Annotated in this window: 25 protein-coding genes; 17 read left to right on the top strand and 8 right to left on the bottom strand. The window is 69.1% G+C overall.

Translation table 11 applies throughout. The features are described from left to right. The first annotated feature begins 1 nt into the window (after position 1). The 4 genes from QM019_RS01800 to QM019_RS12890 all read left to right on the top strand — a co-directional run bounded on the left by QM019_RS01800 (position 2) and on the right by QM019_RS12890 (position 2,709). On the top strand, positions 2-670 hold the full coding sequence (locus QM019_RS01800) for an ABC transporter permease (RefSeq protein WP_282851629.1): 669 nt from the start codon (positions 2-4) through the stop codon (positions 668-670). Continuing rightward, positions 667-1,347, top strand: a complete 681-nt coding sequence (locus tag QM019_RS01795; RefSeq protein WP_282827866.1) for an ABC transporter permease — start codon at positions 667-669, stop codon at positions 1,345-1,347. Before QM019_RS01800 ends, QM019_RS01795 begins: the two co-directional genes overlap by 4 nt. A 67-nt stretch (positions 1,348-1,414) precedes the next feature. Beyond that, positions 1,415-2,332 (top strand): ABC transporter substrate-binding protein, encoded by a 918-nt coding sequence (locus QM019_RS01790; protein WP_282851628.1) that lies wholly within the window; start codon positions 1,415-1,417, stop codon positions 2,330-2,332. An 80-nt stretch (positions 2,333-2,412) separates the two neighbouring features. Then, positions 2,413-2,709: an NmrA family NAD(P)-binding protein gene (locus QM019_RS12890; RefSeq protein ID WP_428831946.1), complete on the top strand. Its 297-nt coding sequence runs from the start codon at positions 2,413-2,415 to the stop codon at positions 2,707-2,709. Here the strand turns inward: QM019_RS12890 and QM019_RS01780 are convergent. Next, positions 2,706-3,125 (bottom strand): DUF1801 domain-containing protein, encoded by a 420-nt coding sequence (locus QM019_RS01780; protein ID WP_282851627.1) that lies wholly within the window; start codon positions 3,123-3,125, stop codon positions 2,706-2,708. The genes QM019_RS12890 and QM019_RS01780 overlap by 4 nt on opposite strands. Positions 3,126-3,240: 115 nt before the next feature. Between QM019_RS01780 and QM019_RS01775 the strand changes: the two genes are divergently transcribed. The 3 genes from QM019_RS01775 to QM019_RS01765 are packed head-to-tail and all read left to right on the top strand — an operon-like array spanning position 3,241 to position 5,214. Further along, positions 3,241-4,212 (top strand): intradiol ring-cleavage dioxygenase, encoded by a 972-nt coding sequence (locus QM019_RS01775; RefSeq protein ID WP_282851626.1) that lies wholly within the window; start codon positions 3,241-3,243, stop codon positions 4,210-4,212. A gap of 39 nt (positions 4,213-4,251) precedes the next feature. After that, entirely contained in the window at positions 4,252-4,560 is a 309-nt protein-coding gene (locus QM019_RS01770; protein ID WP_282851676.1) for an ArsR/SmtB family transcription factor, read from the top strand. Positions 4,561-4,596: 36 nt separating this feature from the next. Then, the gene (locus QM019_RS01765) at positions 4,597-5,214 is read left to right on the top strand and encodes a hypothetical protein (RefSeq protein WP_282851625.1); all 618 of its coding nucleotides are present in this window, start codon (positions 4,597-4,599) and stop codon (positions 5,212-5,214) included. Positions 5,215-5,260: 46 nt separating this feature from the next. Here the strand turns inward: QM019_RS01765 and QM019_RS01760 are convergent, their stop codons facing one another. Continuing rightward, positions 5,261-6,097, bottom strand: coding sequence for a class II fructose-bisphosphate aldolase (locus QM019_RS01760; RefSeq protein WP_282851624.1), 837 nt, complete (start codon positions 6,095-6,097; stop codon positions 5,261-5,263). A gap of 129 nt (positions 6,098-6,226) precedes the next feature. Here QM019_RS01760 and QM019_RS01755 point away from each other — a divergent pair, with 129 nt between their 5' ends. The 3 genes from QM019_RS01755 to QM019_RS01745 are packed head-to-tail and all read left to right on the top strand — an operon-like array spanning position 6,227 to position 8,279. Next, positions 6,227-6,547: a putative quinol monooxygenase gene (locus tag QM019_RS01755; protein ID WP_193127738.1), complete on the top strand. Its 321-nt coding sequence runs from the start codon at positions 6,227-6,229 to the stop codon at positions 6,545-6,547. A gap of 58 nt (positions 6,548-6,605) precedes the next feature. Beyond that, positions 6,606-7,121 (top strand): SRPBCC family protein, encoded by a 516-nt coding sequence (locus tag QM019_RS01750; RefSeq protein WP_282851623.1) that lies wholly within the window; start codon positions 6,606-6,608, stop codon positions 7,119-7,121. A 9-nt stretch (positions 7,122-7,130) separates the two neighbouring features. Then, positions 7,131-8,279, top strand: coding sequence for a DUF418 domain-containing protein (locus QM019_RS01745; RefSeq protein ID WP_282851622.1), 1,149 nt, complete (start codon positions 7,131-7,133; stop codon positions 8,277-8,279). An 8-nt stretch (positions 8,280-8,287) separates the two neighbouring features. On the opposite strand, the gene QM019_RS01740 is transcribed toward QM019_RS01745, so the two are convergent. Next, on the bottom strand, positions 8,288-10,216 hold the full coding sequence (locus QM019_RS01740) for a DEAD/DEAH box helicase (protein ID WP_282851621.1): 1,929 nt from the start codon (positions 10,214-10,216) through the stop codon (positions 8,288-8,290). A gap of 338 nt (positions 10,217-10,554) precedes the next feature. Between QM019_RS01740 and QM019_RS01735 the strand changes: the two genes are divergently transcribed. Together QM019_RS01735 and QM019_RS01730 are read left to right on the top strand one after the other, a co-directional pair. Continuing rightward, on the top strand, positions 10,555-11,772 hold the full coding sequence (locus QM019_RS01735) for a CE1758 family FMN-dependent luciferase-like monooxygenase (protein WP_282851619.1): 1,218 nt from the start codon (positions 10,555-10,557) through the stop codon (positions 11,770-11,772). Positions 11,773-11,858: 86 nt separating this feature from the next. Next, positions 11,859-12,569, top strand: a complete 711-nt coding sequence (locus QM019_RS01730; RefSeq protein WP_282851617.1) for a CE1759 family FMN reductase — start codon at positions 11,859-11,861, stop codon at positions 12,567-12,569. Positions 12,570-12,602: 33 nt separating this feature from the next. On the opposite strand, the gene hrpB is transcribed toward QM019_RS01730, so the two are convergent. Continuing rightward, a complete protein-coding gene (hrpB, locus tag QM019_RS01725) occupies positions 12,603-15,098 on the bottom strand; it encodes an ATP-dependent helicase HrpB (protein WP_282851616.1) in 2,496 nt (831 codons plus the stop codon). A gap of 155 nt (positions 15,099-15,253) precedes the next feature. Between hrpB and QM019_RS01720 the strand changes: the two genes are divergently transcribed. The 3 genes from QM019_RS01720 (at position 15,254) to QM019_RS01710 (ending at position 18,098) form a co-directional block, all read left to right on the top strand. Beyond that, positions 15,254-16,744 (top strand): SPFH domain-containing protein, encoded by a 1,491-nt coding sequence (locus QM019_RS01720; RefSeq protein ID WP_282851615.1) that lies wholly within the window; start codon positions 15,254-15,256, stop codon positions 16,742-16,744. Between the two features lie 88 nt (positions 16,745-16,832). Continuing rightward, positions 16,833-17,498, top strand: a complete 666-nt coding sequence (locus tag QM019_RS01715; RefSeq protein ID WP_282851614.1) for an alpha/beta hydrolase — start codon at positions 16,833-16,835, stop codon at positions 17,496-17,498. A gap of 9 nt (positions 17,499-17,507) precedes the next feature. Continuing rightward, on the top strand, positions 17,508-18,098 hold the full coding sequence (locus tag QM019_RS01710) for a DinB family protein (RefSeq protein WP_282851613.1): 591 nt from the start codon (positions 17,508-17,510) through the stop codon (positions 18,096-18,098). Between the two features lie 109 nt (positions 18,099-18,207). Here QM019_RS01710 and QM019_RS01705 read toward each other — a convergent pair whose 3' ends face one another. From QM019_RS01705 to QM019_RS01690, 4 genes are read right to left on the bottom strand one after another with little or no spacing between them, the layout of a single operon-like run. Next, the gene (locus QM019_RS01705) at positions 18,208-21,198 is read right to left on the bottom strand and encodes an AAA family ATPase (RefSeq protein WP_282851611.1); all 2,991 of its coding nucleotides are present in this window, start codon (positions 21,196-21,198) and stop codon (positions 18,208-18,210) included. Beyond that, complete coding sequence (locus tag QM019_RS01700) at positions 21,195-22,364, bottom strand: exonuclease SbcCD subunit D (RefSeq protein ID WP_282851610.1); 1,170 nt, start codon at positions 22,362-22,364, stop codon at positions 21,195-21,197. Before QM019_RS01700 ends, QM019_RS01705 begins: the two co-directional genes overlap by 4 nt. Positions 22,365-22,373: 9 nt before the next feature. Further along, positions 22,374-22,841, bottom strand: coding sequence for a hypothetical protein (locus QM019_RS01695; protein ID WP_282825598.1), 468 nt, complete (start codon positions 22,839-22,841; stop codon positions 22,374-22,376). Positions 22,842-22,884: 43 nt separating this feature from the next. After that, positions 22,885-23,724, bottom strand: coding sequence for a DUF3097 family protein (locus QM019_RS01690; RefSeq protein WP_282825596.1), 840 nt, complete (start codon positions 23,722-23,724; stop codon positions 22,885-22,887). 87 nt (positions 23,725-23,811) lie between these two features. On the opposite strand from QM019_RS01690, the gene QM019_RS01685 reads away from it, so the two are divergent. Then, a complete protein-coding gene (locus tag QM019_RS01685; protein ID WP_282825594.1) occupies positions 23,812-24,306 on the top strand; it encodes an FHA domain-containing protein in 495 nt (164 codons plus the stop codon). 3 nt (positions 24,307-24,309) lie between these two features. Beyond that, a complete protein-coding gene (gene ftsR / locus QM019_RS01680; RefSeq protein ID WP_125105734.1) occupies positions 24,310-25,041 on the top strand; it encodes a transcriptional regulator FtsR in 732 nt (243 codons plus the stop codon). Positions 25,042-25,067: the final 26 nt, after the last annotated feature.

The following is a 25,067-nucleotide window of genomic DNA, read 5'->3' as shown; positions in this document are numbered from 1 at the left end:
CGTGAACTGGGTCGCGAACAACCTCGAGCTCATCTGGCAGCTCACGCTGGTGCACGCGCGCCAGAGCCTCATTGCGCTCGTGCTCGGACTCGTGTTCTCGCTGCCGATCGGCTGGGCCGCTTGGCGCTACCGGCCGCTTCGCGGCCTGCTCACCGGCGTAAGCGGCCTGCTCTACACCGTGCCGTCGCTCGCCCTGCTCGTGATTCTGCCAGTCATCGCCGGCTACCCCGCGGCAAGCGAGGTGAACCTCGTTGTCGCGCTGACGCTCTACGCGCTCGCGATCCTCGTGCGCTCGGTCGTGGATGCGCTCGATTCGGTCGACAGCGATGTGCGACAGGCCGCGGATGCGCTTGGGTACGGGGGAGTGCGCCGCTTCTTCGCCGTCGACCTGCGCCTCGCGGTGCCCGTGCTGCTTGCCGGCCTGCGCGTGACGGCGGTGAGCACCGTCGCGCTCGCGACGGTCGGTATTCTCGTCGGCGTCGAAAACCTCGGCTACCTGTTCACGAACGGCCTGCAGCGGCGCATCATCGCTGAGGTGTTCGCCGGCGTGCTCGCCGTCGTGATCATTGCGCTCGTGATCGACCTTGCCCTCGTGCTACTCGGGCGCGCGCTCACGCCGTGGCTGCACGGCGCGACCCGTCGCATCAAGGTCGAGCGGAGCCTGGCATGAGTTTTCTGCTCGACGCCGTCGCATGGATCTTCGGCCCCGGCCAGTGGAGCGGCGACGCGACCCTCCTCGGCTTGCTCGGCGAGCACCTGCTCACCACCTTCGTCGCGGTGCTCGTCGCGGTCGCGCTTGCTGTGCCCCTCGGGTGGTGGATCGGCCACACCGGTCGGGGTCGCGAGTTCGCTGTTGCCGTGACGGGCGCGGCGCGCGCGATTCCGTCGTTCGGTCTGCTCGTGCTGCTCGTGTTGCTGCTCGGCGTGACGCGCCGACCCGAGGCGGCGCTCATCACCTTCGTGATTCTCGCGATTCCGTCGTTGCTCGCCGGCGCCTATTCGGGCATTGAGGCGATCGATCGCCGCGTCATCGATGCAGCGCGCAGCGTCGGCATGACCGACTGGCAGCTGTTCTGGCGCGTCGAAGTGCCACTGGGGCTGCCACTGCTGCTTGGTGGGCTGCGCACGGCCGTGCTCCAGGTGGTCGCGACCGTGACGATCGCCGCCTACCTGAATCTCGGGGGCCTCGGCCTACCGATCATCACGGGGCTGAGCCTGCGCCGCTACGACGAGGTGCTCGGTGGCGCGCTCCTCGTCGTGGCCCTCGCCCTCGCGCTCGACCTGCTCCTTGCACTTGCGCAGCGCGCCTCCGTACCGCGCGGAATACAACTTGCCGCGGCGCGTTGATGACCGTGGCCGTGTCACACGCCCACGCTAGGGTTGGCGGACAGGCTCACCGATGAGAGGAACACTCATGCAGCATCGCCAAATTCGCGCAGGAATCGGGGCAGCCGCGGCGTTCGCCGTGGCGGTAGCACTCGCCGGATGCGCCTCGGGCGATCCGCTCGACACGCCCGCTGAGAGCGGCACGGCCGCCGCGGGCGACACCATCGTCGTTGGCTCGCAGAGCTACTACTCGAACGAGATCGTTGCCGAGATCTACGCGCAGGCGCTTGAGGCGAACGGCTTCACGGTCGACCGCAGCTTCAACTCGGGCCAGCGCGACGCGTACATGCCCGAGATCGAGAAGGGCAATATCACGCTCTTCCCTGAGTACACCGGCAACCTGCTGCAGTACCTCGACCCCGAGGCGACCGCCCGCGAGAGCGAGGAGGTCTACGCCGCGCTCGAGGCCGCGCTGCCCGACGGCCTGCAGGTGCTCGACCAAGCCGAAGCATCCGACCAAGATTCCTACACCGTGACGCAGGAGTTCGCGCAGGAGTACGAGCTCGAGTCGATCGCCGATCTCGCGGGCGTCGAGGAGCAGCTGACGCTCGGCGGCCCGCCCGAATTGGCCGACCGCCCGTACGGGCCGAAGGGCCTCGCTGACACCTACGGTGTTGACGTTGAGTTCTCGGCGACCGGCGACACGACGGTCGAAGACCTGCTCGCTGGCACTGTCAACGTGGCGAATGTGTTCACGGCCGACCCGCGCATCGAGACCGACAGCCTCGTCGTACTTGATGACCCCGAGTCGCTGTTCCTCGCCTCGCAGGTCGTGCCGGTCGCGAGCGACGCGCTTGACCCGGCGGCCGCCGACGTCATCAACGAGGTGAGCGCGAAACTCACCGCCGACGACCTCATCGCGATGAACGTGCAGAGCACCGAAGACCAGGCATCGACCCCCGACATCGCGAGCGAGTGGCTCGAGCAAGCCGGGCTCAACGGCTAGCGAGACGTAGATAGCTGCGGACGCGCCCGAGCGAATACTCGCCCGGGCGCGTCCGCATTCATGAGTGCGACCCACCGAGAATGCGCGGTGGCCGTTGCGCCGCCGTCGAGCCGTTCTCGTATTCCGACCGCGAGGCGTCCATCCGCGCCCTCCACGGGGTGCAGACACTGTTCATGGTGTCGGCCTCCGAGAGCGCCGATCGGCTTAACCAACACCGCGCGTTCATCAATGCCGCCGCCGAAGCCGGGGTCAACCACGTCGTCTACACGTCGTTCGCGGCGGCCGCGCCCGACGCGACCTTAGTGAGCGGCGACGTCGAGGCGATCACCGGCACTCCGCCGCGGTCGTTCGAGACGTTCCTGCGTGAAACGGCCTAGCTCGGAGCCCCGTCGGCCTGCGCGCGCCAGCCGAGTTCGACGAGCTCGCGGAGCACGTCGAGGTCGAGGTCCTGCAGCGAGTTCGCGTACACGCAGCCGGCGCCGAGGGCGTGCTTGCCGAGCCGTTCGAGCGCCTCAGGCTGGTGCGTGTAGCCCTGCAGACCGTAGAACGTGAGCTTCGCTTTGCGCGGGCTGAAGCCGACCTTGAACCATGAGTTGGTGCCCATCGTGTTCGTGTAGTCGGTCTCGCCGAAGCCGATCATCGACGGGCCCCACATGACAGCGCGTTGGCCCGTGACCGCCTCGAATAACTCCAGTAACTGCGAGCCCTCCGCGCGCCGGCGCGCGGTCGGGAGTTCGGCGATGAACTCGCGTGGGTCAACGTCGGTCGGCTTCGTCTTGATCTCGCTCGCCATGTCTCGGAGTCTACGGGCCTGGATGCAGCGCATAGCTCACGCATAGGCGGTGCTTACTCTGTTGCGAAACGGTCCGCGAATGATGGTGACATCGCAACCGACGAGAGGATGCCCCATGACCGGATTCCCCGATCCCGAAGAGACACCCGAGGGCCTGAAATACCAGGGCCGCAAACTCGACCGCCCCGACGAGGAGGTCGTTGACCAGGGCGCCTCCTTCGACATCACGACGCTGCTGACGCGCCGAGGTGTGCTCGGTGTGCTCGGCGTCGGCGCCGTCGGAACTTTCCTGGCCGCCTGCACGGCCGGCTCGACCGGCACGACCGCAACGCAAAGTGCTACCTCGAGCGCCTCCGCGAGCGCAACCGCCACCGCCTCGGCGACCGCCACCGAGGCGCTGCCAGCGGGCGAGATTCCCGACGAGACGGCCGGTCCGTACCCGGGCGACGGCTCGAACGGCCCCGACGTGCTCGAGGAGTCGGGCATCGTGCGCAGCGACATTCGCTCGAGCATCGGCGCCGACGACCCCGTCGACGGTGTGCCCCTCAACTTCACGTTACGCATCACCGACATGGCGAACGGCGACCGCGCCTTTGAGGGCGTCGCCGTCTACGCGTGGCATTGCAACGCCCTCGGCGAGTACTCGCTCTACTCGAGCGGTGTCGAGGACGAGTCGTGGCTGCGCGGCGTGCAGGTCGCCGACGCGAACGGCCAGGTGACGTTCAAGTCGGTCGTGCCCGGCTGCTACACGGGTCGCTGGCCGCACATCCACTTCGAGGTGTACCCCGACGTCTCGCAGATCAGCGACTCGACAAACGCGATCGCGACGTCGCAGATGGCGCTGCCGCAGTCGATGGTCGACTCCGTCTACGAGAGCAGCACCTACACTGGCTCGGCGAACAACCTCGCGCAGATCACGCTCGACAGTGACAACGTATTCGGCGAAGACGGGGGAGCGCTCCAGCTCGCCACCGTCGCGGGTAACGCGACCGACGGGTACACCGCATCCCTCGTCGTGCGGGTCGACACGACGACCGAGCCGACCGCCGGTGGCGGCGGTGGCGAGGGTGGCGGCGGCCGCCCGTAGCGTTTCGACAGACACCTCGCGGGCGACGATACTTGGGTGATGGATCCGGATCTTGCCGTCGAACGCGCAGCCCAGCTCTTCAAGGTGCTCGGGAGTACCTCCCGGCTGCGGCTCATGCGCGAGATCGGGCGCGATCCCGCCACAGTATCGGCGCTCGTCGAGGCGACTGGCATGTTGCAGCCGCTCGTGTCGCAGCACCTGCGGATGCTCCGCGAGGCTGAACTCGTCAAGGCCGTGCGGCACGGGCGCGAGATGTATTACGAAGTTGCGGATTCGCACGTCGTGCACCTGATTGAGGATGCGCTTGAGCACGTTGCCGAGGATGGCGACGGTGACGCCGTAGGGTAGGTGCCGCAAGAAACCGGCTCAACTCGAAGGACCACCGTGGCGAACATCAATTGGGGACGCATCGGCCGCATGGTCGTCGACACCGTCGTGAAGGCGGTCTCGTCGACCGCGACACAGGAGCGCACGTCGTCGCCCGCGAAGTCGAAGCGCCGCACCACGTCCTCGGGTGCCACGCCGAAGACGTCGCCGAAGCCGACCTCATCGCGCGGTTACGAGCAGCACGGCGACGATGAAGCGACCGCCGGCCAGTACGGCCCGGGCCGCACCCGCGAGATTCGTGCGAACGAGGTGCGCGGCATCCAGACGAGCTACGCGCCCGACCGCGATGGCACGCCCGACCCGGGTGAGGTCGTGTGGACCTGGGTGCCCTACGTCGAGAACGACGGCCGCGGCAAGGACCGCCCGGTGCTCATCCTCGCCCGCATCGACGCGACCTCGGTGCTCGGCTGCTATCTCTCGACCAAGGAGCACAACGGCTACCTGTCGGTCGGCACCGGCGATTGGGACTCGAGCGGACGTGAGAGCTTCATGAACCCCGAGCGGTTGCTGCGCGTGACCGACGACGGGATGCGCCGCGAGGGCGCCGTGATGCAGCGCGGCTCATTCGACCGCGCCGTCGCCGCACTCTCGGCCGAGTACGACGAGCTGTTCTAGTGGGAGGCTGCGGGCGCGGGCGCGACAAGGCACCCGCGCCGAGCGGTTACGCCGCGTAGAGGCCGAGCAGACGCTCGACCTCGGCGCGCACGACCGTGTTGCCGGCTGCGACATACTTGCGCGGGTCGACGACCCCGGGGTTCGCGGCGAGGTACTCGCGCACGGCCGCGGTGAACTGCACGTTGAGGTGCGTCGAGACGTTGATCTTCGTCATGCCCGCGCGGATCGCCGCGACCATGCCCGCATCCGAGACGCCAGAGGAGCCGTGGAGCACGAGCGGCACCGGCACCGTCGCGGCCATGCGCTCGATGAGCGCAAGGTCGAGGTCGGCGCTGCGTTCGGTCATCGCGTGCGACGAGCCCACCGCGACGGCGAGCAGGTCGACGCCCGTCTTCGCGACGAAGTCGGCTGCGTCGTCGGGGTCGGTGCGCACGCCCGGCGCGTGCACGCCGTCTTTGCCACCGACTTCACCGAGCTCGGCCTCGACGGTGACGCCCGCCGCGTGGCAGAACTCGACGACCTCGATGGTCGTGGCGAGGTTCTGCTCGAACGGCAGGTGCGAGCCGTCGTACATCACCGACGTGAAGCCGAGGCCGACGGCCTCGCGAATGAGGTCGACGTCGTCGGCGTGATCGAGGTGCACGACGGCGTCGATCTTGGCGGCCTTCGCGACCTCGATCGTCGCCCGGCCTATGGGAGCGAGGTGGCCGCCGTGGTACTTCACGGCGTTCTGGCTGACCTGCAGCACGACGGGGCGACCGGCCGCGGCGGCGGCATCGACGAGCACCTGCGCGGTCTCGAGCTGCACGACGTTGAAGGCGCCGAGGCCCTTCCCGGCCTCGCGGCTCGCAGCGGCAACGGTGGTGAGATCGGTGAGTGGCATGTGCCCTCCTCAGCTAGTTGGAATCGCAACTTTGAAAAGTGGTATCGCAAGTATCGCAGGTTGTGACGCATTCAAGCAGAGTAAGTTTCCACGCGGCAGGCTAGAGAGCCAGCAAAGTAGAGGAGCAACATGATCTTCATCGTGGTCAAGTACGACGTGCTGCCCGAGTACGCCGACACGTTTATCGAGCGCACGCGCGAGTTCACCGAGGCGACCCGCGCCGAGCCGGGCAACAAGTGGTTCGAATGGAGCCGCTCGGTCGAGCGCGAGAACGAGTTCGTGCTCGTCGAGGCATTCAACGACGACGCGGGCGCCGCGCACGTCGGCTCGGAGCACTTCGCGAAGGGCCTCGAGACCATGCGCCCGCTGCTCGCGTCGACGCCGCAGATCATCAGCCGCACGATCGACGGCGATGACTGGGACGCGATGGGTGAGCTGCAGATCGACTAGTTTCGCGACACCCGGATGCGTTCGCGCGCTATCCAGCTCCCTCCGGCAGGGTTGCGCCATGGATATCCGCGAACGCATTCTCGCGTTGAATATTGCCGCGCGCATCGACAGCGACGTCGAGCCGCCCCAGCTGCGCATGGACTTCATGACCGACGGCGCCGACCCGCAGACCGTGTGGAGTTATGTCACCGAGCCCGAGCTACTCGCTGCCTGGTCGCCGAACGTACCCGATCGGCCGCTCACCTCGGTCGGCCCGGCCGAGGCTCGGGAAAACCCCTACGATGCCCCGTTCTCGGTCGAGGTGCTCGCCGTCGACCCGGGCAAGCAGGTCACGCATCGCTGGGGTGACGACCTCATCACCTGGACCATCACGGGCGACCGCATCGACTGCGCGATGGTGCTCCACGACCTCGACGCCGCGCCGATGTACGCCGCGGGCTGGCAGGTCTGCTTCGGCGTGCTCGCCGCCCTGCTCCAAGGCGAACAGCAGCCACGCATCGTCGGCGAGGCGGCGTTCCGCTACGGCTGGCAAGAACTCAAAGAGCGCTACGACGCCGAGTTCGCGCGCCCGTAGTATCGGAGCATGACCGCAGCCGCCCCGGCACCCACGCGCATCCTCGGCCTCGACTACGCTCGCGCGTTCGCGGTCTTCGGGATGGTCGGCGCGCACCTCGGCAACGCCCCGGCGTTCGTGCTCACCGACCCGAGCACCTGGGACGGCATCATCCACGGCAACTCGTCGATCCTGTTCGGCCTGCTCGCGGGGGTGTCGATCGCGATCATGACCGGCGGCAGGCGCATCCCGCAGCCGCATGAGCTGCCGACACTTCGGCTGCGCCTGCTCGGCCGCGGCGGCGTGATCTTCGCGATCGGCCTGCTGCTCGAGCTGCTCGGCACGTCGGTGGCGATCATCCTCACCTTCTACGGCCTGCTCTACCTGCTCGTGCTGCCCGTGCTGCGGATGCGCCCCGCGGCCCTCGTCGCGCTCGCGGTGGGAATCGGGGTGGTCGGGCCGGCCGTCGTCTCGACGATCTACAGCCTCGGCTACCTCATCTACGCGCCGGGCTTCGACATGCTCTTCGGCGGCATGTACCCGCTCACCACCTGGTTGCCGCTGCTGCTGCTCGGCCTTGCGCTCGGGCGCAGCAACTTCACGAAGATGATCAACGCCATCACGATGCTCGTGTTCGGCTTCGGCGTCTGGCTGCTCAGCCAGGGGCTCGGGATGCTGCTGATGCCGGTGATCGAGGACGTCGAGCTCACGACGGGCGGCACGACCGCGACGATGCTGCGCGCGCTCGCCGACATCACGCCGCACGGCGGCGGCACCCTCGAGCTCGTCGGTTCGGGCGCGTTCGCGTTCGCGCTGCTCGGATTCTGCCTGCTCATTCCGCGGGCCGCCGCCACCGTGCTGCGGCCGCTCTCGGCCGTCGGCGCGATGCCGCTCACGACCTACACCGGCCAACTCATCGGGCTCGCGCTCATCTGGCCCGGCGGCGAACTGCCGTACAGCAACGCCGTCTGGGGCATCACCGTCGTCATCATGCTCGTCGTGTGCCCGCTCTGGCTGAGCTACGTGCGACGCGGGCCGCTCGAACAGATCGCCGCGCACGTCGGGCTGCTCGCGGCCGGGCAGCGGCTCGTCGGCCGACCGGTCGTCGTGCGCGCCGCGGAAACGCCAAACGGCGGGGCACCCTCCGAAGAGGCCGCCCCGCCGTCGGTGCGAGAGTAGCGCGCGGGTTAGTAGCGGTTGCCGCCGCGGTCGTCACGATCGCGGTAGTTGCCACCACGGCCACCGCCGTTATAGCCGCCGCCACGTCCACCGCGGTACCCACCACGGTCGTCGCCGTCACGGTTACCTCGATAACCGCCGCGCTCGTCGCCGTCGCGGTTACCGCGGTAGCCGCCGCGGCCGCCGCCACCGTAGCCGCCGCGGCCGCCGCGGTCGTCATCGCGACGACGCTTCGCGGGCCCGTTGTCGGGGCGAATGTCAATGTTCTGGCCGGCGACCCGGATGCCACCGAGACGGTTCAGGTCGTCGCGTGAGAGGTCGCGGGGCAGCTCGACGATGGTGAACGCCGGGTAGATGTTGATCGCGCCGATGTCGTCGCGGCCGATGCCGCCCTCGTTCGCGAGCGCGCCAACGATCTGGCGGGGCTCAACGCGGTTGCGCTTGCCAACCTCGATGCGATACGCCTGTAGGTTGCCGTTCGACTCGCGGCGCTCGCGGCGGCCGCCACCGTCGCGGTTGTCGCGGCCGTTGTCGTGGCGGTCGCGCGAGAAGTCGGGCTGGTTCGCCATCGGGTCGTTGTTGGGGTCGAGCAGCAGCGGGTCATCGCCCTGCGCGACAACGGCGAGGCCCGCGGCGACGTCCGACTCCGGCACATCGTGGTGACGCACGTAGTGGTCGATGATGTCGCGGAAGGCCTCGATTCGTGCCGTGTCTTCGAGCGCCGCGGTGATCGCGTCGTCGAAACGGCTCAGGCGCGTCTCGTTGACGTCGGCGACGGAGGGCAGGCGCATCTGCTCCATCGGCTGGCGCGTGACGCGCTCGATGTGGTTGAGCAGGCGACGCTCGCGCGGGGTGACGAAGCTGATCGCGGCGCCGGTGCGGCCCGCGCGGCCCGTGCGGCCGATGCGGTGCACGTACGACTCGGGGTCGGTCGGAATGTCGAAGTTCACGACGTGCGTGATGCGCTCGACGTCGAGGCCGCGGGCGGCGACGTCGGTGGCGATAAGGATGTCGAGCTTGCCAGCCTTGAGGTCGCTCACGAGGCGCTCGCGCTGGTTCTGTGCGATGTCGCCGTTGATGGCGCTGGCCGAGAGGCCGCGGGCGCGGAGCTTGTCGGCAAGCTGCTCGGTCTCGCTCTTCGTGCGCACGAAGATGATGAGGCCGTCGTACTCTTCGACCTCGAGGATGCGCGTGAGCGCGTCGACCTTCTGGTGGAAGGGCACGACGAGGTAGCGTTGCGAGATGTTCTTCGCGGTCGCGGTCGTCGACTTCACCGTGATCTCGGCGGCATCGTTGAGGTACTGCTGCGAGATGCGGCGAATCTGCGGGGGCATCGTCGCCGAGAAGAGGGCAACCTGCTTCTCTTTGGGGGTGTCGGCGAGGATCGTCTCGACGTCCTCAGCGAAGCCCATCTTCAGCATCTCGTCGGCCTCGTCGAGCACGAGGAACTTGATCTCGCTGAGGTCGAGGCTGCCGCGCTTGAGGTGGTCCATGATGCGACCCGGGGTGCCAACGACGACGTCAACGCCGCGGCGCAGTGAGTTGAGCTGCGAGCCGTACGCAGCGCCACCGTAAATCGGCACCATGCGCACCGCGGGGAGCTTCGAGGCGTAGCTCTCGAATGCCTCGGCGACCTGCAGTGCGAGCTCGCGGGTAGGCGAGAGCACGAGCGCCTGCGGTTTCTGGGCGCCGCCCTCGATGCGCGAGAGCACGGGCAGTGCGAACGCGGCGGTCTTGCCCGTTCCCGTCTGGGCGAGGCCCACGACGTCGCGGCCTTCGAGCAGTGTCGGGATGGTCGCGGCCTGGATCGGGCTCGGGGTCTCGTAACCGATCTCGGTGACGGCCTCGAGCACCGGGGCGCTCAGGCCGAGCTCGGAAAAGCTGGGGGTAGTTGAGTTTGAGTCGTCGTCGGGAACGTCGGTCGTGGGGTGCGTCATCGTGGCGCCTTCCTTCGGTGCGTGCTCGTCGGGATGCGTAGAGACGAACACACAAGTGCAAGGGGGCAGTCGTCGAGTCGCATCCGGGCCTGATGGCCGGTCTGAGGAATGACCACCGGTGTGGTGATCGAACGGGTGACGCCAGATCCGTGCGGCCGAGTTCCGGCGCAGCTTGGGCGTCAACCAGCCAAGTCTACCCCAAGGGTGCGCGTGCGGTCGAGATGCACCTTGCCGAGAAGAAATCCATGTCGCGGGAATATTCTCGCCGCGGACGAGTTCTACCTAGCATGCAGGTTCATGCAAACGCATGATTCAATCGCGAATCACAAGGAGTCACCATGCAGTTCGGCATCATGTCGGTCAGCGATGTCACCCGCAATCCCGTCACCGGCGAGACGCCGAGCGAGGCCGAGCGCATCAAGGGCATGATCGAAATCGCGAAGAAGACCGAGGAGGTCGGGCTCGACGTCTTTGCCGTCGGCGAGCACCACAACCCACCCTTCTTCTCGTCGTCGCCCACGACGCTGCTCGCGGCCATCGCCGCCCAGACCGAGCGGCTCATCCTCACCACGTCGACGACGCTGATCACGACGAACGACCCGGTGCGCATCGCCGAGGAATACGCGATGCTCCAGCACGTCTCGGATGGTCGCATGGACCTCATGCTCGGCCGCGGCAACACCGCGCCCGTCTACCCGTGGTTCGGCCAGGACATTCGTCAGGGCCTGCCGCTCGCGCTTGAGAACTACAACCTGCTCCACCGCCTCTGGCGCGAGGACGTCGTGAACTGGCAGGGCAAGTTCCGCACGCCGCTCAACGGCTTCACCTCGACGCCGCGACCGCTCGATGATGTGCCCCCGTTCGTGTGGCACGGTTCGATTCGCACCCCCGAAATCGCCGAGCAGGCCGCGTTCTACGGCAATGGCTACTTCGCCAACTTCATCTTCTGGCCGCCGGAACACTCGCTGCGCCTCGCGAACTTCTACCGCGAGCGCTTCGAGCACTACGGCCACGGCACGAAGAAGGAGGCAATCGTCGGCCTCGGTGGTCAGACGTACATCGCGAAGAAGTCGCAGGATGCCTACAGCGAATTCCGCCCGTACTTTAACGAGGCGCCCGTGTACGGCAATGGCCCGTCGCTCGAGCAGTTCTCGCAGGCCACCCCGCTCGCGGTTGGCAGCGTGCAGGAGGTCATCGACAAGATCCTCGGCTTCCATGAGCTGTTTGGTGACTACCAACGCCAGCTGTTCCTGCAGGACCACGCCGGTCTGCCGCTGAACATGGTGCTCGACCAGATCGAGCTGCTCGGTACCGAAGTCGTGCCCGTCGTGCGCAAGGAACTCGAGGGGCGTCGCGACCCCGAGTCGGCGCCGGCCCCGACGCACGAACTCCTCGTTGCGAAGAAGTATGGCGACGGGCCCGCGCGCCAGCCCCGGCCCACGGCGAACCGTGGCGACAACGTCACCGGCGGCTCGCCCTACCTCGACACCGACGAGGTCACCGCGAAGCGCGAGGCGGAGGCGGCTGCGCAGCCGTCCGCCGAGGCTGACTCCTAGTTTGCAGCCCGCCGAGGAATCCGGAATGAAGCGGCGTCGGCGCGCGTTAGATGAACCGAAGTAGATGGAGAGGAACGAGCACAGCGATGACTTCAGCATTCAATGAGCACACCGGCACGGGCGAGGCGGAGGAATTCCGCGTCGTGGTTGTCAATGCCGGCACCTCGAACCCGTCGTCGACCGCGATGCTGGCCGACCGCGTCGTCGAGGAGCTCATGAAACACGCCGATACGAGTGGCGCGAAGCTCAGCGCAACGGTGATCGAGTTGCGCGACCTCGCGCAGGAGATCGCGAACGGGCTCGTCACCGGGCTCCGCGGGGAGGGCCTCGAGCGGGCAAGTCGACTCATCGCCGATGCCGATGCGCTCGTTGCCACGACTCCGGTCTACAAGGCCGAGGCCTCGGGCCTGTTCAGCGGCTTCTTCCAGGTGCTCGACCGCGACCTGCTCGTCGGCACGCCGGTCGTGCTCGGTGCGACCGCCGGCACGAGCCGCCACGCCCTCGTCATCGACGGTCAGATGCGCTCGCAGTTCGCCTACCTGCGGTCGCTCGTGGCCCCGACGTCGCTGTTCGCAGCGACCGAGGACTGGAACGACCCGAACTTCGCGACGCGAATCCGCCGTGCCGCGGGCGAGTTGTGGCTGCTCATCGAGTCGCGGTTCGCGGCGCGTCTGCGCGCGACGAACTGGGACACCTATCAGCACGACTTCGGCAGCGCGAAGTCATCGGGCGACGACGACGAGATCGATCTCTCGAGCGACCTCATGCGCCTCGCGACCGGCGGCAGCCTGGCCTAAACAAGCCCCATCCCCACCACGCACCGCGCCGTGTCATCGCCCCGAACGGGTGGTGCCGCGGCGCGGTGGCGCGTTGAGGGGGTCTTCGGGCCACGGATGCTTCGGGTAGCGGCCGCGCATCTCGGCGCGCACCTGGGTGTACGGGCCCGACCAGAATGACGCGAGATCGTCGGTAATCGCGAGCGGCCGTTGCGCCGGCGAGAGCAGGTGCAGCAGCACGGGCACGCGGCCGTCGACCAGGCGCGGGGTGTCGACCCAGCCGAAGCACTCCTGCAGCTTCACCGCGAGCACGGGCGGGCCGTCGGTATCGTGCTCGGCGTACTGCACGCGCACCATCGAGCCGGTCGGCACCTCGAGCCGTTCGGGCGCGAGCTCGGCGAGCCGGGCGGCGTCGGGCCACGGCAGCAGTCGTCGCAGCGGGTCGAGCAGGTCGATGGACGCGGCGGTCGAACCGCGTGCGAGCCGGTCGAGTTCCGGCGCGAGCCAGTCGTCGAGCCGTGCGAGCAGCGCGCCGTCGTTCACGTCGGGCCATGGCGCTCCAAGCGTGCGATGGAGCAGGGCGAGTCGACGCCGTAACTCGTCGGCGGCCGTCGACCAGCGCAGCAGCCCGAGGCCCACGCGCTCGAGCTCGCGTGCGACCGCATCCCGCGCCTCCTGTGGGTTCGGCGTGTGCGGCGACGACGCGAGCAGGATCTCGCCGAGCCGAGTCTCACGGGTGGCCCTGACCCGACCATCCCGCCACTGTGTCACCGTCGTCGTGCGCACGAGCGGCCCGGCAAACTCACGGGCCGACTCGGGGCCGATCGGCACGGCGGCACGGATCACGGCGCCAGAGGCATCGGTCGTCGTTGCCCGGGCGACCTCGGCCACCGCGAGCCAGTCGTGCCCGGTCAGCCCACTGCCGCGGGGCAGCGTGGCGCCGGTGCCCGAGGCGAGCTGGTAGCCGCCGCCGCGCGCGCGGGCGAGTCGCTCGGGATACGCGAGCGCGATCACCTCGGCGAGACCGGCGTCGTCGCCGACCGACGTGGTGGCACGGCCAGGTGGCACGAGTTCGCGCAGGCGGCGGGCATCGTCTCGCCAGCGCTTCGACGACGCATCCCGCCCATCCCGCAGCTGGCGCACGAGCGCCGCGAGGTCGCCGCCGGGCGCGCGGCGATCTGACTCGATGGCCGCCGCATACTCGGCGGCCCGTGTCGCGCCGAGTCGGGGCGCGGCATCGAGCAGCGCCCGGGCGATGCGCGGATGCGCCGGAATGCTCGCGAGCTCGCGCCCGCGCGCCGTCAGCCCGGCCTCGTCGAGGGCGCCGAGGTTGCGCAGCGTCGCCTGGGCGCGTTGCAGCGATGCGACTGGCGGCCGCTGTGGGAGCGGCAGCTCGCTCGCGTCGGGGTCGCCCCAGGCCGCGAGTGTGAGGGCGAACGGAGTGAGCTCGGCCGAGGCGATCTCGGTCGTCGGTGCGGGCGCGAGCCGGGGCCAGTCAAGCTCGGCATAGCAGCGCACCACGCGGCCGGGGCCGACGCGCGCGGCGCGGCCCGCGCGCTGGGTTGCGGCCGCCTGCGAGACCGACACCGTCACGAGCTGGGCCATGTCTCGCGCGAGGTCGATGCGTGGCTCCCGCGAGAGCCCGGCGTCGATCACGAGCCGAACATCCGGCACCGTCAGCGAGGTCTCGGCGATGGCCGTCGCGACGATCGCGCGGCGCTCGCCGTTCGGGCGGAGCACGCGTTGCTGCTCCTCGAGCGAGAGCGACCCAGTGAGGCTCTCAGTGGGGATGCCGCGGGCGCGCAACCCCTCGACGACCCGATCGACCTCGCGCGCGCCCGGCAAAAAGACGAGGGCGCTACCCGCGGGTACGTCCGCGAAGGCGTCGGCGCTCACACGGGTGACGTGACTGAGGAAGTCGCGCGTGACGCCGCGCTCGTCGAGCGGGCGAACGTCGCGCGGCGGAGGCGCCCAGCGCACCTCGAGCGGATGCGGGGCCACGTCGACCTCGCACGCGCGCGTTCCCGGGCCGAGCAGCTCGGTCCACGCCGCCACGTCGAGCGTCGCCGACATCGCGACGAGGGTGAGGTCGTCGCGCAGCTGCCCGAGCTCGCCGAGCATCCCGATCGCGAGATCGCTGTCGAGCGAGCGCTCGTGCACCTCATCGAGCACGACGGCATCGACGCCCGCGAGTTCGGGGTCGGCGAGCAGGCGCCGCACGAGCAGGCCCGCGGTGACGAACTCAACGCGGGTCGCGGCCGACGTGCGCCGCTCGCCGCGCACCGAATAACCGACCGCATCCCCGAGTCTCGTGCCGCTGAGTTGCGCGAGTCGGCTCGCGGCCGCGCGGGTCGCGATGCGGCGCGGCTGTGTGACGATGACGCGGCCGTCCGCGAACTCGGCGACCGCGGGCGGCACGACCGTCGTCTTGCCCGATCCCGGCGGCGCGGCAACGACGGCCCGCGCGCCCGGCTTGGCGAGCGCATCCCGCAGTTGGGGGAGCAGGGTGGCGGCGGGGAGGCCCTCGGCGATCCGCGTGAGGTCGAACATCCCTTCCAGTGTGCCGCATCGATCGAGGTCAATCTGCGGGGTGACGGCGATACATCCACCGCCCGGCGCGGCGGGGCGGTCGGGCGTGGGAGATTAGTACGGACGATGCCCCTCCCCGGCAGCCGCGTGCGCTGCCGCCTCTCGAAAGGACACCCGTGGACCTATTTACCGGAGCCCTCGGCCTGGTCATTCTGATCGTCGTGATCGTGATCGCGGTCATCGCGCTCGTCGTGTTCATCATCATTTCCCGCACCTGGTACCGCACCGCCGCCGCCGACGAGGCCCTCGTCATCACCGGTAAGGCGAAGCGCGGCCAGGAGACCTCGAAGATCGAGGTGATCTCGGGTGGTGGTCTGTTCGTCAACCCGTTCACCCAGCGCTCCTCGAAGCTGTCGCTGCGCTCGCGTTCGATCGAGATCAAGCCGACCGCGCAGGCCGCGAACGGCGTGACCGTCGACGTTGAGGGCATCGCGCTCGTCAAGGTCGGCTCGGCGCCCGAGGCGATTCGTCGCGCCGCCGAGCGCTTCCTCTCGCAGGACCGCGCCATCGAGGCGTTTACCACCGAGGTGCTCGAGGGTGCGCTGCGTGGTGTGGTCGCGACGCTCACCGTCGAGACGCTGATGAAGGACCGCAAGGCCCTCGCCGAGCAGATTGCCGAGGGCATCGAGGGCGACCTCGAGCGTCAGGGCCTTGTGCTCGACTCGTTCCAGATTCTCGGCATCACCGACCAGGGCGGCTACATCGAGGCGCTCGGTGCGCAGGAGCTCCGCCGCGTGCACCGCGAGGCCGAGACTGCGAAGATCGACGCCGACCGTGCCGTCGCAAAGCGCCAGATCGAGACCGACACCGAGACGCTCTATGAGCGCACCACGTTCCAGGAGTCGGAGGCCGCGTCGAAGGCGAAAGTCGGCCGAGCGATCGCCGAGGCCGAGCAGGCCGAGGCGCTGCGCCGTGCCGAGCTGCAGCAGGCGGTGCTCGACCAGGAGGCTCAGAACAAGCAGTCGCAGCTTGACGCCGATGTGAAGAAGGTCGCCGACGCGAACCTCTACGACCAGGAGCGTCGCGCCGACGCGCAGGCCTACCAGCAGAACAAGGAGGCCGAGACGCGCAAGCTCGTGTCGGAGGCCGACGCGACGGCCCGCACCACCGCCGCTCGCGGTGAGGCGACTGCCCGCACGACCGCGGCCGAGGCCGAGGCGACCGCGCGCCGCGCGAAGGCGGATGCGGATGCGCATGCGCGTCGCGTCGAGGCCGAGGCGGAGGCGGAGGCGATCCGCGCCGCCGGTCAGGCCGAGGCCGCCGCGCAGCTCGCGCTCGGTGAGGCCGTTGAGAAACACGAGCAGGCGCTCGTGACGCAGCGACTCATCGATCAACTCGTGCCGATGGTCGCCGAGTTCGCGAAGGCGCAGCAGGCGATCGACGGCTACACCGTGATCACGACCGAGGGCGGCGCCGGTCACCAGGTCGCCGAGTCGGCGGCGACGATGCGCGCCCCGTTCGACGCAATCAAGAATGCGACCGGCATCGACCTGGGTGAGCTCATCCAGGCGAGCGTGCAGGGCACGCGCACCGGTGCGGCGCTTGCCGATGGGATGCGCGGGCAGGCCCCCGCGGCCCCGGCACAGGGCGGCAACGCGGCCGAGTAGTGCGACGAAGTGATGAAGGCCCGCGCCAAATTCTGGCGCGGGCCTTTTCTTCAGACAAGGCGCAAGCGGGCGGTGCTTGAATCGCGATATGACCACTTTGCACACCCTTTCTCCCACGGGCCTCCGCGGTGGACCAACGCTGCTCCTCCTTCACGGCTTCGGTGCGGACGAACGCGATCTGTTCGGTCTCATCTCGCCGCTCGATGTGCCGCCGCACTGGGACATCCTGTCGATTCGAGCGCCCCTGCCCGTGCCGGAAATGACAGGTGCGTCGTGGTTCCCTTTCGACCCGAAGACCAAGCGCGGCGGCGTTGCCGAGGCGCTCGACGGTCTCGATGATGAGGCCATCGCGAAATCGCTGCAGCTGCTGCTCAATACCCTCGACCAGAAGGTGCCGACGAGCAAGATCGTGCCGATCGGGTTCTCGCAGGGCGCCGTCATGGCCGCCGAACTGCTGCGCGCCCGGCCCGAGCGGGTGCCAGCGGCCGTGCTGCTGTCGGGCTTCGTGCTGCCAACCCAGAACAGCTCGGTCGAGTCCGACGCGAAGCTCACCGAGCTCGAACGCCAGGTGTTCTTCGGCTGGGGCGAGCAGGACGACTCGTCCATCTCGCGCGCCGCGTTCCACCTCACCGAGGACTGGCTCAAGCGCCACACGAAGGCTGAGATTCACCGCTTCCCCGAGCTCGGCCACGAGATCTCGATGGACGAACTGCGCGAGGTGCGCGACTTCCTCGAGCGGCTGCGCATCCGCTAGGCGGATTCGATGATCGAGTCGGGTCACGACTACGTGCGCGGGGCGCTCGCGCGCGGGCACGAAGCACTGTGGTGGAAGTGCGCCGGCCTCGATGAGGCGGAGCTTCGCCGGCCGCGCACCGCGACGGGCACGAACCTGCTCGGCCTGGTGAAGCACGTCGCGTTGATCGAGGGCGGGTACTTCGGCGCGGTGCTCGGCCGCGACTGGCCGACTCCCGAGGAACTCATCACCGAGGCCGACTGGGACGTCGACCCGCAGGCCGACTGGTATGCCCGCGCGGACGAGTCGGCCGCGAGCATCCTCGATCTTTCACATCGCGTCGCCGAGTTCGTCGATGCCGCCTTCGACGAACTTGAGCCGGATGCGCCGGGCGAGGTGCCGTGGTGGCCGCCCGAGCGCCGCTCGGTGACGTTCGAAGAGATCGCGCTGCACGTGCTCGTCGACCTCACCCGCCACGTGGGTCACGCGGACATCTTGCGCGAGGACATCGACGGCGCCGTCGGTCTGCGCGCCAGCAACACGAACATCCCCGACGATGTCGACTGGGACGCGTATCGCGAGAAGCTCGAACGCCTCGCCGAGGGTGCCGAACGGACGTAGTGTGCCGCGCCGGACGACCCACCATTGGTGGGTGCGGTTTTCTACGTTCGCTGCAGTTGCAACCGCGTCGTTCGTAGAAAACTGCATCAGGGTGTGCGGATGCGGTCGCCTAGGCGGGGGAGTCGGCGTCGCGGAGCTCGAGGGTGCTGGAGCCGTCCTCGAGCTGGCGCACTTCGACGTGGGTGGGGATGCGCTCGTGCATCGAGGTCACGTGGCTGATGACGCCGACGGTTCGACCGGATGCGCGCAGATGGTCGAGCGTGCGCATCGCGACCTCGAGCGTGTCGGCATCGAGCGATCCGAAGCCCTCATCGATGAAGAGCGTGTCGAGCGCGATGCCGCCCGCCTGCGCCGAGACGACATCGGCAAGACCGAGCGCGAGTGCGAGCGAGACGAGGAAGGTCTCGCCGCCCGAGAGTGACTGCGGGCTGCGGTTGATGCCCGTATAGATGTCGGCGACCTCGAGCCCGAGCCCCGACTGCGCGCCGCGGCGGGCGAGCGAGTCGTCGCGCACGAGCGAGTAGCGGTTCGACGTGATTTCGCCGAGGCGCACGTTCGCCGCGATGATGATCTCTTCGAGGTGAGCCGCAAGCACATAGGCCTCGAGGTTGAGCTTGCGGTTATTGTCGCCGCGCAGTTCACCCGCGAGTTGCTGCCGCATGCGCGCCCGCGCGAGCGTGCGGTCGGCGCCGCGCAGGTGCGCGCGGCCTCGGGTGATGGCCGCGTCGATCGTCTGCCGCCGTGCTGTCGCCTCGCCGTGCGCGCGCTGGGCTTCACCGAGCGCGTCGGCGGCGCGCTGCGCCGCGTCCTTCGCCGGGGTGACATCGACCTGCTCTTCGGGCAACCCCTGCAACTCGGGTTCGGCGAGCGTCGCTCGGGCACCATCGATGCCCGAGTCGTGGGCGCGCTTGCGCTCGGTTAGCTCGGCGCGACGCGCGTCGCTGAGCGCCGCGGCCCGGGCGGCATGCTCGTCGGCGAACTCGCTCGCCGCAAGCCGCTCGGCGGCACGCTCGGCCGCATCGCGCGCGGTCTCGCGGGCGCCTTCGGCGGAGCGCTGCGCCTCGATGACAGCGCCTAGCGCATCGGCCACGGACTCGACCATGGCGCGTCGGGCGCTCACCGTCTCGAACGTGCCGCGCAGCTCGCGCTGCTGCTCGGCGAGCGATGCGAACTCGGTGCTCGCGGCGGTGGCCGAGGCGAGCTGCGTCTCGGCCAGCTCGGCAAGCTCACGTTCGCGCTGCTCGTCTCGGGCGTCCTGCGCCCGGAGCGTGTCGGCGTTCGCACGGGTATGCGCAAGCTCGGCCGCCGCCGATTCAAGCTGCTTCGCGCGGGCGGTCGCGTCGCGGTGTCGCGTGGTGGCTTCGTCGACGTCGAGGCCACCAGCGGCCGCGGCGTGCTTGGCGTGCTCGGCCGCCACGTCGTCGTATGCGCCGCGCGCTTCGGCATCGGCATGCTTCGCCGACTCGACGGCGGCCGAGGATGCCTCGAGGTCGGCATCGGTGACCGGTTCGCCAACCGACTCGGCGGGGGAGGGATGCGTCGTCGAGCCGCAGACCGCACACGGTTCGCCGTCGACGAGGCGGCCGGCGAGCTCGGCGGCGCTGCCGTCGAGGCGGCGGGTAATCAGCTCGCGGTCGGCGGCGGATGCGCTCGACAGTGCGTCGGCGGCCTGCTCGCGCTGTGCCAGAGCGGCGTCGCGACGCTTGGCCAGGCCCGCGGCCGCCTTCGCCGCGCGCAATTGCCCGGCGAGCATCGTCACGAGCTCGTTCGCTTCGTCGAGCTGTCCAGCCTTCGCGGTGAGCTCGGCGACGGCGCCGTCGAGTGCCCGAAGTTGCGTGGGCCGCTCGGCGCGGGCCTGCCGAAGCTGCTCAAACTGTTCTCGCGTGATTGCACGCTCGGCGTCGGCGGACCGCGCTGCGCGCTCAGCCCGCTCGACCCGCTGGTCGACCGACTCACCTTCGCGGAGCGTGCCGAGGCGTTCGCGCAGCAGCGTGTGTGCGGCCGTACGCGCGGCGAGCTCGGTGCCGTCGACGAGGTTGTTCAGCTCGGCCGCATCGGCCCGTGCAAGTCGGGCGTCGAACGCCGCGGCGGCCGCCTCGAGTGTCCGCTCGCCGGATGCGCGGGTGCGTTCGGCCCGCGCGTGGGCATCGAGCACGGGCACGAGCGGCGAGGCGAGCCGGTCGCGTCGCAACGGCTCGTCGACCTCCCGCGCGATGTCTTCGCGCTCGGCCTCGAGGCGCGCGAGCCGCGCTGCAGCCGAATCTCGGCGCTGCTGGCGTTCCTGTTGTCGCTCAAGGTCGCGCCGCCGCTTCGCCGCGTCGTCGTGCACACCCTGCGCCGCCCCGAGTGCCGTCGCCGCGGCGGTCACCGAGTCGGCAACCTCGGCCGCGAGCGAGGTGAGAGCTTCGTCGGTGACGGCGGACTCGTCGTCGCCGAGGCCAAGCTCGCGGGCGACGCCCTGCAGGTCACGCTGCAGCCCCTGCCATTCCTGCGCGGCTTCGCGGGCGCGCTCCTGCGCGAACTCGCGGAGGTCGCGGTACCGGTGCGTGCGGAAGAGCTTGCTCAGCAAGTCTTGGCGATCCTTCGAGTCGGCGTGGAGGAAGCGCTGGAAGTCGCTCTGTGCGAGGAGGACCACCTGAAAGAACTCGCCACTCGTGAGCGGAAAGACCTGGCCAAGCTCGTCGGCGACATCGCTCGCCTTCGTCGCGACGCCCTGCCAGTCGTCGGCCGCCGCGTCCCAGCGATCGAACTGCTGTGCGGCGCCCTGTACCGTGGTGCCCTCAGCGACGCGCTTTTTGCGGCGCTCGTACTCGGGTGACCTGGTGATGCGGTAGCGCTCGCCGCCGTGCTCAAACTCGAGCGTCACCTCGGTTGGGTTGTCGAGCGACGCAAAGGTGCTGCGCACCCGGCCGACCGAGCCGTCGTAGCGCGGCACGCTGCCGTAGAGCGCGAACGCGATCGCGTCGAGCACGGTCGACTTGCCGGCACCGGTCTTGCCGGTGATCAGGAAGAGCCCGTCAGCGGCCAGGCTCGTGAAGTCGATTGTCTGCGAGTCGCGATACGGGCCGAACCCGCGAAACGCGAGGTGGAGCATCCTCATCGCTGGGCCCCCTTCGCACGCGCGGCGGCGAGTAGGTCGTCGAGTTCGTCGAGTTCGGCCTCGGTGGCCGATTCTCCGCGCACGAACTCGAAGAACGAGCGCAGTCGCTGCTCGTCGCTCGTGTGTTGCGAAAGCTGCTCGAGGTGCGAGGGGGCACCCTCGGCCGGGGCCGGTGGGTCGTATTCGAGATGCACGGCGTGGGGGAAGCGCGCGCGCAGGCGGCGCATCGCGTCGATCGGCCGGGCCGCGTCGGTGAGTTGCGCCTGCACCCAGTCGCCAGCGGCGTCGGCGTGAGCGGCGTTGGTCAAAAGCTCGTCGAGCTCGCCGCGCAGTCGCGTCAGCGCGCGGGGCACCGGTAGCTCTAGCCACGTCGCGCCGGCGAAGCCGTCGGCGTCGAGGTCGACGAGCCAGGCGCCGCGCGGCGCCCCCGCCTCGCTGAACGAGTAGTGCAGCGGCGCTCCCGAATAACGGATGCGCTCGGTCACTTCGACGCGCGAGTGGATGTGCCCGAGCGCGACGTAGTCGAAGCCCTCGAACAGCGAGCTCGGCACGACGTCGATGCCGCCGGCCGTGAGGTCGCGTTCAATGTCGTCGCCCGGGGTGGTCTCGGGTACCCCGGAGACGAAGCAGTGCGCGAGCACGAGGGTGCGCTCGCCGTCGGAGCCGTGCGCCGTGAGGTCGGCGCGCACCGCCTCGGTCGCCCAGCGCAGGGCGTCTTCTTGCGAGCGCACCCCGTCGGCACCTGGCAGGTGACGCACGAGCGCCGGTTCGAGATAAGGGATGGGGTAGCACCGCACCGAACCGTGCTCGTCGCGGAGTTCGATGGGCGCGGCCGGCTGCGCCGGGTCGGCCGAAATGTGAATGTCGGCGAGCTTCGCCCAGGCCGAGGGAAATCGCAGACGTGCCGCCGAGTCGTGGTTGCCGCTCGACACAACGACGGTCGCGCCAGCGGCGCGTAGGCGCTGGAGCGCGGCGGCCAAGAAGTCGAAGGCGGCCGCGGCCGGCGCTGACGAGTCGAAGATGTCGCCCGCGACAACGACGACATCGACGTCGTGTTCGGGCACGAACTCGGTCAGTGCACGCAGCACCTCCTCGAGGTGAGCGAGGGTGGATTCGCCATGGAAAGTACGACCGATGTGCCAGTCAGACGTGTGCAGGATGCGCATGCACGCAGGCTAGCGCGAGCCTGCGACATTGACCTCGCGCACCCCGATGAACCGCCGCGCCTGCGAGGCAACCAGCCACACGAGCACGATGAAGAGCACCGCATCCGTCGCGATATAGAAGAAGTGAGCGAACGAGCCACCCTCGCCGCCGGCGAGCACGGCGTCCGTGTGCACCGCGAGCAGCGGACGAATCACCCCGAACTTGAGCACAAGCAGAGCGAAGGCGGCACCCGCGAGCGTCCAGGACCGTCGATCGGCACGGCTGCGCCACAGCGCGATGGCGAGCACGAGGGCGATGACGATCTCGGTGATGTTCATCGCGAGAAACACGAGCCGGCCGATGCCAAGGCCAAGCGGAATCGTGATGCCGGGTGCCTGGAATTTCAGCGGCGCCTCGATGAGGTCAATAGCGATGATGAGGCCAAGCCAGACGGCCGGAAGGATGAGGCGCAGAGCCTGCCACACGCGAATCGACATGGCCTAACTCTACGCTTTGTAGTGATCGCGCCCGGCGGTGCGATCAGGCTCCCGGGGCCGTCACGAAATCGATGAGTTCCTCGACCCTGCCGATCACCGAAGGCTCGAGGTCATTCCAGTTGCGCACTCGCCCGAGGATGCGCTGCCAGGCCCGCGCGATGTCGGCCTGTTCCTCGTGGGGCCACCCCAGGTGCGCGCAGATGCCGTGCTTCCACGACTGGCCGCGCGGGATATTCGGCCACTCGCGCATCCCGAGCCGCTCGGGTCGTACCGCCTGCCACACGTCGATATAGGGGTGACCGATGACGAGCACCGAGTCGCGGCCGAACTTCGCGGTGATGTCGTCGGCGATGCGCGACTCCTTCGAGCGTTCGACGAGGTGGTCGAGCAGGATGCCCGCACGTCGTGGGCCTCCCGGCGCGAACTCGCGCAAGACCTCCTCGAGGTGGTCGGCGCCCTCGAGGTACTCGACCGCAACACCCTCGATGCGCAGGTCGTGGCCCCACACCTTCTCGACCAGCTCGGCGTCGTGCCGGCCCTCGACGAAGATGCGGCCGGCGCGGGCGACACGGGCGCGGGCGCCCTCGACGTAGACCGAGCCGGATGCGCTGCGGGTGGGCGTCTTCGGCGCCACGGCGGCGAAGGTCAGCAGCACCGCGCCGTCATCGTCAAAGAACATCTCGTGCCGCGGAAACTTCTTCACGGCGCCGTCGGCGTCGCGTAGCGTTACGGTCTCGCGATCGGCGGCGGCGAGCTGCCCGTAGAACTCTGTTACGGGATCCTCAAGCCACATGCCCTTGCGCGCGGTAACCTTGCGAGGGCCCTTAGGCTTGCGTGATTCTCGCAATTGCGCGATCGGGTCAATGTCATACCGCTCGTCCATAATGAGCGCGAGTTTACTGGGCCCACGCCCATCCTTCAGATTTTGGCGTGCGCTAGGCTGATTGCTCTCATCGAGCAGGAGGAATACATGTCGCAGAACGACGGGCGCGACCTGGAGCACCCCCGCGGTGACGACGACCAGCAGCCGGAGCCGTCGTCGACCATGTCATTCACCGGTGACTTCAGCGCTCAGCTCGCCGCACTCATCGCCGGTGGTGTGAGCAAAGAAGAAATGGACTCGATCGGAGCCCTGCCTTCGGGCTCGGCGCTGCTGATCGTTCGCCGCGGCAGCAACGTTGGCGCCCGCTTCCTGCTCGACACCGACCTGCAGATCGCCGGCCGCCACCCGAACGCCGAGATCTTCCTCGACGACGTCACGGTGTCGCGCCGCCACGCGGAGTTCACGCGCACGGGTCGTACCTTCCAAGTGCGCGACCTCGGCTCGCTCAACGGCACGTATTACAACGGCGAAAGCATCAACCAGGCTCAGCTAACGAACGGTGGCGAGGTGCAGATCGGCAAGTACCGGCTCACCTTCTACGCATCGCCGCTCGACGTGCCGGGCACGCAGACGGCGCAGTAACCGATGGTGGCGTCAACTGCGGCGGCCGCGTCGAGTGGCGCGACCCCGAAGCTGTCGATCGGGCAGGTATTGCAGCGCCTCGGCGCTGAGCACCCGGAGCTCACTCCGTCGAAGATTCGCTTTCTCGAAGAGCAGGGGCTCGTGCACCCTGCCCGCACCGAGAAGGGGTACCGTAAGTACTCCGACCAGGACGTGCAGCGCATTCGCGTCGTGCTTGCTCTGCAGCGCGACCACTACCTGCCCCTGAAGGTGATCGGCGAGTACCTCGACGCGGTCGACCGTGGCGAGAACCCCAAGGTGCCGGGCGCCGCGGCGCCGGCGCGCGCCAAGGGTGAGGCGACCGCACCAGCGGGCCTCGGCATTCTCGAAACTGGGCTCGAGCTGCGCCGCGATGAGCTGCTGCAGCGCTCGGGCGCGAGCCGAGACCTGCTCGAGGCGGCGCACACCGCCGGTCTCATCGCGAGGGCGATGCGTTACGGCGAGGAGGAACTCGTGCTGCTCACGACGCTCGTCGAGCTCGACGGCTCGGGCATTCAGCCGCGTCACCTGCGGCCCTACCGTTCGGCCGCTCAGCACGACCTCGGCCTCGTCGAGCGCGCGATCACGCCGCTGAAGCGGGGCAAGGATGCGGAGGCCTCGGCCCGCGCGCAGGAGAAGGCGGATGAGCTCGCGACCGCGCTCGAACGGGTCCGCTCGGCGCTGCTGCGCCAGGGCCTGCGCGACCGCCGCGGCTAAGTCCGGACGGGTGAGGCAGGCCGGAG

The sequence above is a fragment of the Gulosibacter sediminis genome (assembly GCF_030011715.1).
GTDB classification, from domain to species: Bacteria; Actinomycetota; Actinomycetes; order Actinomycetales; family Microbacteriaceae; genus Gulosibacter; species Gulosibacter sediminis.
This window is presented reverse-complemented; position numbering and strand designations above follow the sequence as displayed.